The organism is Clostridium sp. CCUG 7971, assembly GCF_017590215.1.
Taxonomy (GTDB): domain Bacteria; phylum Bacillota; class Clostridia; order Peptostreptococcales; family Peptostreptococcaceae; genus Faecalimicrobium.
The window spans coordinates 54,280-67,759 of record NZ_JAFFPK010000042.1 but is presented as its reverse complement, the minus strand read 5'-3'; the positions used below and the strand labels follow the sequence as shown (position 1 = coordinate 67,759).

Below are 13,480 nucleotides of genomic sequence, written 5' to 3'. Positions count from 1 at the left end.
TTTACCATACTTTTTTATTATTATTCTTGTACTAATGCTTCCGCAACTTTGTATATTGGTCCTGCACCAGCAGTTATAACTAAGTCGTTATCTTTAACATTTTCACGAAGATATTTTTCTATATCTTCAAAACTACTTATATAAGTTACATCTACATGGTTTTGGTATAATTTTTCTACTAAATCTTTTGAATGTATATCACCTGGATCATCTTCTCTAGCTGCATATATATCAGTTATTATAACTTTATCAGCAGCATAGAAGGCTTCAGAAAACTCATTTAAAAGAGACTTTGTTCTAGTATAAGTATGAGGTTGGAATATGCACCATAAAGTATTTTTTTTCATTTTTTTAGCTGCAGATAATGTAGCTTTTAATTCAGTTGGATGATGAGCATAATCATCAACAATTAATGCACCATTGTAATTACCTCTAACCTCAAATCTTCTACCAACACCATTATAAGATTGGATATTCTTTCTTATAGTATCCAGGTTTATAGAAGAAACAAACGCTGTAAGTATAGCAGCAGATGCGTTATATATATTGTGAAGTCCAGGAACAGCTAATTCAAACTTACCTAGGTTTTCACCTTTGTACTCTAATTCGAATATTCCAAACCCTCGCTCATTAAATTCTATGTTTTTTATTATTGCATCATTAGATGCTTCTCTTCCGTATTTTATAACAGTAGCCTTAACATCATGTAATATATCTGATGTATTTTCATCGTCACCGTTTATTATAAAGTATCCATCGTTAGGTAGTAATTTACCAAATTTATTGAAAGAAGCCTTTATCTCATCTATACCAGAGAAATAATCAAGATGATCTTCTTCAATATTTAAAACGATAGATATTTTAGGATTAAAGTTAAGGAAACTATCTACGTACTCACAAGCTTCTGTAATAAAGTGATCAGAGCTACCTATTTTAACATTACCACCTATAACACTTAAGTTACCGCCAACTAATATAGTTGGGTCTAAATCTGCATACTCAAATATTGTAGATAGCATAGAAGTGGTTGAAGTTTTACCATGAGTTCCAGAAACCGCGATAGAGTTTTTATATTCTCTCATTATTTGACCTAAGAAAGCAGCTCTATTCATAGTAAGTTTATTTTTTTCTTTAGCAGCTACAAGTTCTTCATTATCTGGGTGAACAGCGGCTGTGTAAACAACCATATCTATATCGTCAGAGATATGTTCTTTTTTGTGACCAATGAAAATTTCTGCACCTTGAGATCTAAGTTTATCTAAAAGGTACGATTCGTTAGCATCCGAACCAGACACTTTATAATTTTTATTAAGGCATATTTCAGCTAAAGCACTCATACTGATACCGCCAATTCCAATGAAATGTATCTTCATAACAAAACCACCTTTCTTTTTAATTAAGTTCTACAATATGAACTATATATGTGGTATAATAATAAAATGTTCAATATTTTATCATAAATATACATATACTAAACTACATACATATATAATATATTTATAAACTAATCAAAACATAACAAATATTATATCATAATACATATTGTTGTGCATTACTTAGTTTACAAAGGATACAACTACAATTGTAGGAGGGAAATTTAATGAAATTTAAAAGAACTGAGAGAATCGGAGCAATAGTAAAGATACTATCTGATAATCCAAACAATATATTTACATTAAGTCATTTTACAAATCAATTTAACGCAGCAAAATCTACTATAAGTGAAGATTTAATAGTTGTTAAAAATGTATTTGAAAAACTAGAATTAGGTAAAGTTATAACTATATCAGGAGCAGCTGGAGGAGTTAAATACATACCTAAAACATCAAAAGCAGAAAATGAAGAATTCTTAATGGAACTATGCGAGAAAATAAGTGATACATCAAGAATACTTTCAGGAGGATTTTTATATTTAATAGATTTAATATATGATCCAACTATAGCTTCTAAAATAGGAAAAATATTTTCTTCAAATATAGATTATTCGGATGCTGACTATGTTGTTACAATGGAAACTAAAGGAATACCTATGGCTTTAATGACAGCAAAGGCTATGAATTTACCGCTTGTTATAATAAGAAAAGACATAAAAGTATCAGAAGGTCCGACGCTTAGCATGACATATGTAAGTGGTCATAACTCTAAAAAAGTAGAAAGTATGAGTTTACCAAGAAAGGCACTAAAGCCAAATAGTAAAGTTATACTTATAGATGACTTTATGAGAGGTGGAGGAACTATCAAGGGAATGGTAGATCTGATGAATGAGTTTGGTGCGGAAGTTATTGGAACAGGGGTATTTATATCAACAATAACTCCAGAAGAAAAAATGGTAAAAGACTATATATCATTAATTCAATTAGATGTAGATGGGGAAAATATAATAGTAAAACCAAACTTAAAAACATTCAAATATGAATACCAAAATGAAGAGATTGAAAGTATAATTGAAGACATAGATACGTTAGAAGAAGACAACGAAGAATAATCCTACAAAAAATAATAAATTTTATAAAAATAAGAAGGGTATTGTAAAGATTCCTAGAATTATTATAAAAAACAGTCTAATATTATAAATATATTAATTTGTCAAAATTAAAAGGGGGATATAGGGATATGAAGATAACTGACGTAAGAGTAAGAAAGATAACTGATGAGGGGAAAATGAAATGTATAGTTTCATTAACTTTTGACAATTTATTTGTTGTACATGACATAAAAGTAATAGAGGGGCATAATGGGCTATTCATAGCTATGCCAAGTAGAAAAGTTGGAGAAGGTAACTTTAGGGATATCGCACATCCAATAAATGCTGAGATGAGAGAAGTATTAGAAGATTCTGTTTTAAAAGCATACCATGAAGCAGTTGCTCAACTAGAAGTTGCAGCTGAATAATTATAAAATAAAATTATAAATATAAAATAAATTATTGGGAGTCGAACTATTCGGCTCTTTTTTGTGTTTAAAATTTTTGTTTAAATCTATACTTTTTTGTAAAAAGATGCTATATTAGTTAGTGATACTAAAGACATTGTATACAAACAAGTAAATTTACATAAAATAAATACATATAAATATATAGAGAATAAAACAAAAATGAATGGAGTGGAGATATGAACTTTAAAGCTATAATCCTTGCTGCAGGCAAAGGTACGAGAATGAAGTCTAAACATCCAAAAGTTGTACATAAAGTATGTGGCAAAGAAATGGTAAACCACGTAATAGATGTTTCTAAAAAATCTGGTGTCGAAGATGTAGTTGTAATATTAGGACACGGATCAGAAACTGTAAAAACTCAAATACCGCAAGATAGTATGATAGCAATGCAGACAGAACAATTAGGTACTGGTCATGCTGTTAAAATGGCGAAAGAATATATAAATGATAATGACACAATAGTGGTTCTTTGTGGGGACACACCTCTAGTGAAAGAAGAAACTTTAAAAAGACTATTTGATTATCATATAGAAAATCAATATCACGCAACAGTTCTAACAACGAAAGTTGAAAACCCAACAGGATACGGAAGAATAATAAGAGATGAAAATGAAGATTTATTAAAAATAGTAGAGCAAAAAGATGCTAATGAAGAAGAAAAGAAGGCAAAAGAAATAAACTCAGGAATTTATTGTTTTGATGGAAAGAGCCTAAGAAAATCATTAGATTTATTAGATAATAATAATGCTCAAGGAGAATATTACTTAACAGATACTATCAAGATAATGAGAGATAAAGGTCAAAAAGTAGGAGCTTACAATGGTTCGACAATAGAGGAACTTATGGGGGTTAACTCAAGGGTTGAATTATCAAAAGCTGAGGAAATAATGAGAAGAAGAATAAATGAATCTCATATGGTAAATGGAGTTACTATAATAGATATTAACTCAACATATATAGAATCAGATGTTGAAATAGGAAATGATACAATAGTATATCCTGGAGCTATGTTAAAAGGAAATACAAAAATAGGTTCAAGTTGTGTAATAGGAATGAACTCTAGTATAACAAATTCTACAATAGGAGACTATACAGAAGTAGAAAGTTCAACAATAATAGATAGCACTGTTGGAGAAAATACTACAGTAGGTCCATATGCATACCTAAGACCAAAGAGTAATATAGGAAATAATGTTAAAATAGGAGACTTCGTAGAAGTTAAAAATGCTACTATAGAAGACAACTCTAAAGCATCACATCTTTCTTATATAGGAGATGCCCATGTTGGTAAGAATGTAAATATAGGTTGTGGAGTAGTATTTGTAAACTACGATGGAAAAAATAAATTTAAATCAGTAGTAAAAGATGGAGCATTTATAGGGTCAAACTCTAACCTAGTTGCACCTGTAACTGTAGAAGAGAAGGGATACATTGCTACAGGATCTACTATAACTGATGATGTTCCACAAGGATCATTAGCAATAGCAAGACAAAGACAGGTAGTAAAAGAAGGCTGGGTAGAAAAGAAAGACTCAAAAGATAACAAATAATTAGCTTATTATTTTAGACTAAAGATTAGCCTAAAATTTATTAATAAATATATCATAGTTTTTAAATTTTCGGGAGGATACCAATGAATACTAGCGGAAGCGAAATCAAAATACTTGCAGGAAATTCATCTAAGGAATTAGCATCAAAGATTGCTGATTTTATAGGTGTACCAGTATCAGATTGTGAAGTGGGTACATTTAGTGATGGTGAAATATGTTTAAACATGAACGAAACAGTAAGAGGATGCGATGTTTTCGTAGTTCAATCTACTAACAGTCCAGTAAATGATAACCTAATGGAACTATTAATAATGATAGATGCATTAAGAAGAGCATCTGCTGGTAGAATAACAGCAGTTATACCATATTACGGATATGCTAGACAAGACAGAAAAGCGAAATCAAGAGATCCAATCACAGCTAAGTTAGTTGCTAACCTTATAACAGCTGCTGGGGCAGACAGAGTATTAACTATGGATTTACATGCTGCACAAATTCAAGGATACTTTGATATACCATTAGATCACTTACAAGGTGGAAATATATTAGCTGATTACTTCAATGAAAAAAACATAGAAGATTTAGTAGTAGTTTCTCCAGACTTAGGAAGTGTTGCTAGATCAAGAAAGTTTGCTAATAGCTTAAACGGAGAAGTTCCAATAGCTATAATAGACAAGAGAAGACCTAAGGCTAATGTATGTGAAGTAATGAATATAATTGGAGAAGTTAAAGGTAAAAATGTTATATTATTAGATGATATGATAGATACAGCAGGAACAATAGTAAATGCTGCAAATGCTCTTAAGGAATTCGGTGCTAAAGAAGTTTACGCTTGTTGTACTCATGGTGTATTATCAGGTCCAGCAATAGAAAGAATAGATAATTCAGCAATAAATGAATTAATTGTACTTGATACTATACAACTTTCAGAAGAAAAGAAAATAGATAAGATAAAAGTTAAAACAGTAGCTCCATTATTTGGAAATGCTATAAAGAAAATATTTGCTAACGAATCAGTTAGTGTATTATTCTAATTAACAAAATGCACCTCATTTTTATAATGTAGGTGCATTTATTATTTACATAAGTAATTATAATTTGAAAAAATTTCCAACATGTGTTGACTGGTTATATTATGCTAAAGTATAATATACTAAAGTACAATTTTTATATAGAGTAACAAAGAAGTACATCCAGTATATGGGCGCTTTGGATGTATGGAGTTAGTAGCGCAACCGACGACTATATTCAATTCATTATCATTGAAGTATAGTCATTTTTTATGTTCTAATTTATTTAAATGGTAAAGGTTGGGTATATAAGGGAAAGCATAGGAGGGATGCAATGAGGTATAAAAATAATAAAGGATTTACCTTAGTAGAGCTTCTAGCAGTAATAGCAATAATAGGAATATTAGCAGTAGTATCATTACCAGCATTATTTGATAATATAAATAAGGCTAAAGTTTCAGAATTACTATCTGATTATAGCGTTATAAAGGCTGGTATAGCTCAATATTACTCAGATAATAACTATAAATTAAAGTCAGAAATAGTAGCAAATCCAGATGGTTCAAATACAATAAGACTACATTCTTATCTGAGTGAACAAAAAAAGATACAAGATTACTTTGATAGTATAATAGATGAAACTCCATTTGGAGGAAGATATTATATTTCAATTAATAGTAATAAAAATTCAGTAGTAGTACATGGAAAAGATATGAACCAATCTTCTATAAATGTTATAAATAGATTTTCTAAGTACATAAAAGAAAAATCGAATGGGGGTATAGATGTAAATAGTGGACATTTTTTAATGAATATAGCCCCACAATAATAAAATGCTTTAATTATTAATTTAGTATAAAAGATAGAGGAATATATTATGAAAAAAATAGAGGGTTTACATTAGTAGAGTTATTAGTGGTAATAGCAATAATAGGAATACTGGCAGCAGTAGCATTGCCGGCATTATTTAAAAATATAAACAATTCTAAAATGGCAAAATTAAAATCGGAGCTTAATGCATTTAAGTCATCTTCAATGGTATATTATACTGAAAATAATAGGTTACCAATTAATAAAAATGAAATGTCTGAAAATATGGAAGAAATGCCTAAAAGGACTCCTTTTACAGTAAATGTGAGAAATAAGGGATACAATATAATTCCAGTATATAAAAAGGATTCAAAAGAGTTAGAGAGAATTGACATTGGTATGGAAGTAAGTGAAAATGCTATTTCAAGAAAATATTTTGAGAAAGATGAAGAGTTAAAGAAAGTTTGGAAATGTGTAACGACAACTCCAAATGAATCAAATATATATGGTGTATATGTAAGTATATATTCACCAAACTAAAGTTAATAGGGGGAGTTTATATGAAAAAGAAAAATCAAAAAGGATTTACGTTAGTAGAACTATTAGTAGTAATAGCAATAATAGGAATACTAGCAGTAGTAGCAGTACCAGCATTATTTAAGAATATAAACAAGGCAAAGGTAGCAGATTTACAAGCAGACTATAATGCATTTAAGAGTGCATCATTATCATACTATACAGATAAAAATGAATATCCTGTAACATCAACCCCAACAGGAGGCACAGAAATTAAATGGGATGCCAAGATATCAGAGTATATGGAAAGTGTACCATCAAAATCACCATTGGCTACAACAGGAGATTATAAAATAGAAACTGTAACTGTAGATCCTAAAAGTGGAAAAGATGGTTCACAGTCTTTAGCGTTAGTATCTACAGGAAATAAAATAAGTGAAGATCAAGCAAAAAAATTACAATCTGAACTTGGAACTACGGTAGGTTTAGTTGCGAATGGGAAATTTGAAGAAGTTAATTCTAATGGGTCTAATATAGTTGGTGACAATGTTACGATAGGATTAATACTTATAAAAAATACTTTAGCAATACCGTCTAATTAATTTGTACTATAAAATTAAAAATATATAAGTATGAGAGGTTATAAGATATGAAAAAGAAAAATCAAAAAGGATTTACGTTAGTAGAACTATTAGTAGTAATAGCAATAATAGGAATATTAGCAGTAGTAGCAGTACCTGCATTATTTAAAAATATAAATAAAGCAAAAGCAGCAGACTTATTAGCAGATTATAATGCATTTAAAAGCGCAACATTATCATACTACTCAGATAAAAATGATTACCCTACAGCTCTAACAGGTACTACAGATACAGATTTAGATGAATATATGGAATCTGTACCGACTGATTCACCTTTTGGAGGCGATTATAAAATTGGGGCATCAGATTCAGAAGCAAAATTCAAAATAACATTTACAGCAAGTCAAACAATACCTGAAGATATAAAGAATAAGATAGAAGCGGACTCAAATAGAGCTATAGTTGTAGGATCAGATAATTTAGTAACTATGACTATAATAAAAAAATAATAAATATTTAATACAAAAATAGCTATATTTTTAATATAAATATAGCTATTTTTGTATGTAAACTATACATTATATAATGTAACGAACAGAGTAAAAAGGTGCTATAATTATTTGGAGACGGGGTGAGTAAAATGTCACAAAAAGTAAGGATAGGAGATAAATTAGTTGAGAGTGGATATATATCCAATGAACAACTAGAAAGAGCATTATCTCTACAAAGAGGTACAGGTAAAAGAATCGGAGAAATTTTGATAGAACAAGGTTTAATAAGTGCAGAAACATTAACTTCAGTACTTACAGAGCTTTTAAATATAGAAAGTGTATTATTAACACTATCAATGATAGACCCAAGGGCAACAAGCTTAATACCAGAAAACATATGTAAAAGATATACAATATTCCCATTTAAAATAGAAAATAATCACTTATCAGTCGCAATGGCAGACCCACAAGATAGAGTTGCTATGCAAGATATACGTCGAATATCAGGAAAAAGTATAATACCATATATATCAAGTATGGGAGAAATTAATCAAGCAATAGACTCATCTTACTCAAGTGCTGATTTAAATAAAGCAATAAATGAGTATGTTCAAACAAAAAAAGAAAGTGCTCATGATGAAATAAATTTAGATGATGATGTAAATGCAGCACCAATAGTAAGATTAGTACATAGTGTAATGGAAAGCGCCGTTAGAATAAAAGCTAGTGATATACATATTGAGCAAGATGGAGATTTTATGAGAATTAGATTTAGGGTAGATGGACTACTTAGAGAACATATGAAAACAAGCTCCAAGCCATATAAAGCAGTAATAAGTCGTATAAAGATTATGGCAGGACTTAATATATCAGAAAAGAGACTTCCTCAAGATGGAAGAATCATTCAAAATATAGATAATAAGAGTATCGATTTCAGAGTATCTACAATGCCAACTAGCAAAGATGAAAAAGTAGTTATGAGGGTACTTGATAAAGCAAGTTTTATGGTTGGAAAACATGGGCTTGGTTTAAATGATAATAATATTAAAGCATATGATGAACTACTATCAAAACCATACGGACTTATATTAGTAGTTGGACCAACCGGAAGTGGTAAAACAACTACACTATATTCAATGCTTAATCAATTAAATAATATAGAACAAAATATATTAACTATAGAAGATCCAATAGAATATGAGCTTGAAGGTATAAATCAATCACAAATAAATGTAAAAGCAGGTCTTGATTTTGCAAATGCATTAAGGGCATTTATGCGTCAAGATCCAGATATTATAATGGTTGGAGAAATAAGGGATTTAAATACAGCAGAAATCGCAATAAGAGCATCATTAACAGGTCACTTAGTTTTAAGCACACTTCATGCAAATACAGCAATAGGCGCAATATCAAGGCTTATAGATATGAATGTTGCTAGTTATTTAATAACATCATCTATAATAGGTGTTGTATCTCAACGTCTAGTAAGAAAGTTATGTAATGACTGTAAAGAACCATATAGTGCTGAATTGGGAGAAAAACAAGCTTTAGGGTGTTTAGCAAATGAAGAAATTAAATTATACAAATCAGTAGGTTGTCCTAGGTGTGGAAATCAAGGTTACAAAGGTAGAATTGGTGTTTATGAAATTCTTATGATGGATAAAGAAATAAGAAATTTAATAAATTCAGGTGCTAAAGAAGATGAAATATTGGATACAGCTAAGCTACATGGAATGGAAATTCTAAAAGATGATGCAGTAAAAAAAGTTTTAGATGGAACTACTACAATAGAAGAAATGTTAAAGGTAACATTCGCAGCTCAATAAGAGGTGGTTAAATGAAGAATTACAAATATACAGCATTAATGTTAAATGGAAAAAAGACTAAGGGAGTAATAAGTGCTAACGACTTTAATGATGCGAGGAAAAAGTTAAGAGAAAAAAAGGTTAGAGTTTTAGAAATTAAAGAATATAAAGAACGATCTTTATTCAGCAATAGGAAATACTCTAAGAAAAATCTTAAATCAGATACAATAAGTCACTTCTGTAGACAATATGGAATAATAATTTCATCGGGTATAAATAGTATAACGGGACTAGAGAGTTTAGCTAAAAGGTCAGGAAATAAAACTTTATCTGAAGAAATAAATAGATTAGTAAATGATATAAAATCTGGTTCAACTTTAGCAGATTCTATGCTAGATGATAAATCAAAGTTTCCAAAATTATTATCAGCGATGGTAGCAACAGGTGAAGCTACAGGGACACTTGAAGATGTATTAAAAAGCATGGCAACATTTTATGCAAGAGAGCATAGAATAACTCAAAAAATAAGGAATGCATCTACATATCCAGCTATAGTTGGAGTAGTAAGCTTTATTATGTTATTTATATTTACTAGTTTTATAATGCCAAAGATGATGGAATCTATTATAGAAACTGGAGCAACAATGCCACCTTTAAGTAGATTTATAATGAATATGGGTATGTTTATGAAGACATATTGGTATGTAGTTTTATTAGCAATAATACTTGGATTTTTACTAATTAAGAAATATATCAAAACACCTATTGGTAGGCATAATAAGGATTTCTTAGTTACAAAAATACCCTTACTTAATAAAGGTATAAATGCGATTGTATCAATGAGATTTTCAAAGGCACTTTATTTATTTATTTCAACGGGGTTTCCATTACTTCAAGGATTGGATTATATAAGAGAGAGTTTAAATAACTCAATAGCAGAAAATGCAGTAAAAGAAGCAAAAGAAGGGGTTATAAGAGGAGAATCTCTGGCAGACAATCTTGAAAAATCAGGATACTTTGATCCTGTTCTTATACAAATGATTTCTATAGGAGAGCAAACTGGTCAACTAGAAAATATAAGTAATCAAATGTCAGAGTTTTATGAACATGAAGCAGAAATATATTTAAATAGAATGGTATCGATGATTGAACCAATAATGATAGTAACGGTTGGGGTAATGGTAGCATTTTTAGTAATAGGTGTATTTTTACCAATGTTAAGTATTTATGACGCAATTTAGGAGGAAATATACAAATGAGTAGACTTTATATATCCTACTATGGAGATTTTATTTCTGTAGTTGATGGATATTATAAGAAAGACAAATTCATCATAGATGATGTATATTTTTTATCATCAGATGACGTAGAAGCAAATTTCACAGATAAATATAATTTATTAAAGTACGCTCTTAAAATAAATAAATCAAAGGCAAAGAGTGCTATATTATGTTTAAATACAAATGATGTAATTGTTAAATCTAATAAAATAGCGAAAATAGACTCAAAAGATTTAGATGCTATTATGTCTATGGAAATAGATGAAATGATTTCTCTTGAAAGAGAGGAATATAACTTTTCGTATGAAGTATTAAGAGAATTTAGTGACCAAGGTGAAGAATATTTAGATTTAATATTAGCTGGTTTATACACTAAAGAAGCTGAATCTATAATAGATATTTTTACTGAAAATAATTTAAAGCTAGAATGTATAGATATATTACCAGCATCATATTCGAGGGTATTAAAAGAAGTTGAATATAGCGATATTATGATTGTCGACACTGGAGATTATAGTAGTGCTATAGAAATATATAAAGAAGATTCTCTTTATATTCACGATAACGTTCCGGTTAAGTTAGGTAACAATGCACAAGATTATGATTATATCAGACTAGTCGACGAAGCTAATGGACTTATGAATTATTATTCATCAAGAAACTTTGGTAAGATAGTAGATACCATTTTAATAGTTGGAAAATATGCTCATAATGAAGGAATTAAAAAAAATTTCTCTAGATTGTTTAGTAGTGAAATAATACCAGGAATAGAAAATTTATATGATATATATACAGATATAAAAGGTGATATTCAATATAATGAGCTTAATATGATAGTTGACATTATAGGATGTATGCTAAGAGAGTCTGAAAAATCTCAATACAATAGAATGAATCTATTACCTATAGAAGTTAAAAGGCAACAAGAAAGAAAAAAACAGATATCGAAAATTTTAAAGATAATTCCATTAGGATTAATAGTACTTTACATACCGATAATATCATTAATTATGATGAAAAAATTAAATGATAATAAGTTAGAAGAAGTTAATACTCAAATAGTTGATATTAAAGAAGAATATAAGCAGATTGATGATATAGAAAATAAGATCAAGCTTAAGCAAGAGGAAATAGAAATATATGATATGCTTACAAATAGAGAACTTAGATGGGGTGAAATGCTTACAGCAATAGACAAGAATATTCCTTATAAAGTTTGGTTAGAAAATTTAAACTTATATTATATACCGCAAGATATTAAACAGGAAGATAGTACAAGTAATGAAAATATCAATAGTAATTCAGATGATGAAAATAAAACTAAAGCTACTAAAGCAGAAAAAGAGATACCTTTATATGATAAAGTACCAAATAGTATAAGTATGAGTGGAACGGGAGCTACTCCAACTGATATTGCTAAATTTGTATATAATCTTAAGTTATTACCGTATTTTGAAGAAGTTAAGTTTTCGGGAGTGACTGAAAAAATATCAGGTGATGAAAATAGTAAAAAAACTTCCTATAGTTTTAGTATAACAGCTAAATTAAAGGAGGGATTGATAACTAATGAGTAGAGAAACAAAAGAAATTAATAAAGATATTGAAGAGAAAAAGAGTATATGGCAAGCAGATATAAAAGACTTATTTAAAAAAGACATTCTAAAAAGAGAAATTAGTGCTAAAGGACTATTTATTACTTTAGGAGTAGTTTTAATTTTAGGTTTATATGGTTATTTTATTGTATATCCGAAATTTAATAAATTTATGGAGTCTAAAAATAATCTTGATAGTTCATTAAATGAGCTGAATAATTATAAAAAAGAATTAGAAGAACTTCCAGTAAAACAAGAAAAATTAGATAACTTAACAAGAGAAGTTAGAGTAAAAAGCAAGCAACTAAGCCATGATATGGAAGATGGCTTATTCTTAATAGGTCTTGATAAAGTTATGAAAAGTTTAGATATAAAGTTAAATAACTACCAAATATCAGATAGTGTAGATTATACGAATTTCTATGCAATACCAATGTCGTTAAATGTAGAGGGAGATTATAGAAGAATAAGAGAATTAATTTATTACTTAGAAGAACAAAAAAATATAACTCAAGTAATGGATTATAATATGACTGCTAAAATGACTGAGGTAAAAAAAGATACTACTAAAAGAGTATATTGGACTAGAGAGGATACTAATTATCATTTGGATAAAAAGTGCAGCAATATGATAGAAGGAAATGTTCTATATGGAACACCAACTCAAAGTGGAGGGAGAAAACCAGATCCGGATTGTGTAGGGGATGTAGCAAACACTATAGATGTGAAAGTTACATCAAAAGCGAGTGGAGATATATCAGCAAATATTAACTTTATAGTATATAGTTCAGATAAAGATATAATTAAGCTAGAGACTGATAATCCATCAACTTGGAAACCTGGTAAGTATAATCCATTCCAAGATACATCGAATTAGACAGAATTTAAACTAAAAAATTATAAATTGCATC

The 13,480-nt window shown here is 29.2% G+C and carries 13 protein-coding genes and 1 riboswitch; of the genes, 12 read left to right on the top strand and 1 reads right to left on the bottom strand.

The window, feature by feature from the left end:
* Nucleotides 1-20: 20 nt before the first annotated feature.
* On the bottom strand, nucleotides 21-1,373 hold the full coding sequence (gene murC / locus JWF52_RS06125; RefSeq protein WP_208332538.1) for a UDP-N-acetylmuramate--L-alanine ligase: 1,353 nt from the start codon (nucleotides 1,371-1,373) through the stop codon (nucleotides 21-23).
* 227 nt (nucleotides 1,374-1,600) lie between these two features.
* Here murC and purR point away from each other — a divergent pair, with 227 nt between their 5' ends.
* From purR to JWF52_RS06065, 12 genes are all read left to right on the top strand, one after another.
* Nucleotides 1,601-2,485 carry a pur operon repressor gene (gene purR / locus JWF52_RS06120; protein WP_208332536.1) on the top strand — a complete coding sequence of 295 codons (885 nt, stop codon included), beginning with the start codon at nucleotides 1,601-1,603 and terminating at the stop codon, nucleotides 2,483-2,485.
* A gap of 128 nt (nucleotides 2,486-2,613) precedes the next feature.
* Entirely contained in the window at nucleotides 2,614-2,892 is a 279-nt protein-coding gene (spoVG, locus tag JWF52_RS06115) for a septation regulator SpoVG (RefSeq protein WP_042278076.1), read from the top strand.
* Between the two features lie 218 nt (nucleotides 2,893-3,110).
* Nucleotides 3,111-4,484, top strand: a complete 1,374-nt coding sequence (gene glmU / locus JWF52_RS06110; protein WP_208332533.1) for a bifunctional UDP-N-acetylglucosamine diphosphorylase/glucosamine-1-phosphate N-acetyltransferase GlmU — start codon at nucleotides 3,111-3,113, stop codon at nucleotides 4,482-4,484.
* Between the two features lie 83 nt (nucleotides 4,485-4,567).
* Nucleotides 4,568-5,518 carry a ribose-phosphate diphosphokinase gene (locus JWF52_RS06105; RefSeq protein WP_208332531.1) on the top strand — a complete coding sequence of 317 codons (951 nt, stop codon included), beginning with the start codon at nucleotides 4,568-4,570 and terminating at the stop codon, nucleotides 5,516-5,518.
* Between the two features lie 134 nt (nucleotides 5,519-5,652).
* Nucleotides 5,653-5,733: riboswitch (cyclic di-GMP riboswitch) on the top strand.
* 95 nt (nucleotides 5,734-5,828) lie between these two features.
* The gene (locus JWF52_RS06100) at nucleotides 5,829-6,323 is read left to right on the top strand and encodes a type II secretion system protein (RefSeq protein ID WP_208332529.1); all 495 of its coding nucleotides are present in this window, start codon (nucleotides 5,829-5,831) and stop codon (nucleotides 6,321-6,323) included.
* Nucleotides 6,324-6,409: 86 nt separating this feature from the next.
* Complete coding sequence (locus JWF52_RS19240; protein ID WP_502711244.1) at nucleotides 6,410-6,844, top strand: type II secretion system protein; 435 nt, start codon at nucleotides 6,410-6,412, stop codon at nucleotides 6,842-6,844.
* Nucleotides 6,845-6,864: 20 nt separating this feature from the next.
* Nucleotides 6,865-7,422, top strand: coding sequence for a type II secretion system protein (locus JWF52_RS06090; protein ID WP_208332527.1), 558 nt, complete (start codon nucleotides 6,865-6,867; stop codon nucleotides 7,420-7,422).
* A gap of 47 nt (nucleotides 7,423-7,469) precedes the next feature.
* A complete protein-coding gene (locus JWF52_RS06085) occupies nucleotides 7,470-7,910 on the top strand; it encodes a type II secretion system protein (protein WP_208332525.1) in 441 nt (146 codons plus the stop codon).
* 131 nt (nucleotides 7,911-8,041) lie between these two features.
* Entirely contained in the window at nucleotides 8,042-9,718 is a 1,677-nt protein-coding gene (locus tag JWF52_RS06080; protein ID WP_208332523.1) for a GspE/PulE family protein, read from the top strand.
* 11 nt (nucleotides 9,719-9,729) lie between these two features.
* A complete protein-coding gene (locus JWF52_RS06075) occupies nucleotides 9,730-10,938 on the top strand; it encodes a type II secretion system F family protein (RefSeq protein ID WP_208332521.1) in 1,209 nt (402 codons plus the stop codon).
* A 14-nt stretch (nucleotides 10,939-10,952) separates the two neighbouring features.
* Nucleotides 10,953-12,551: a PilN domain-containing protein gene (locus JWF52_RS06070; protein ID WP_208332519.1), complete on the top strand. Its 1,599-nt coding sequence runs from the start codon at nucleotides 10,953-10,955 to the stop codon at nucleotides 12,549-12,551.
* On the top strand, nucleotides 12,544-13,446 hold the full coding sequence (locus JWF52_RS06065; protein WP_208332516.1) for a type 4a pilus biogenesis protein PilO: 903 nt from the start codon (nucleotides 12,544-12,546) through the stop codon (nucleotides 13,444-13,446). The genes JWF52_RS06070 and JWF52_RS06065 overlap by 8 nt, the downstream gene beginning before the upstream one ends.
* Nucleotides 13,447-13,480 lie beyond the last annotated feature (34 nt).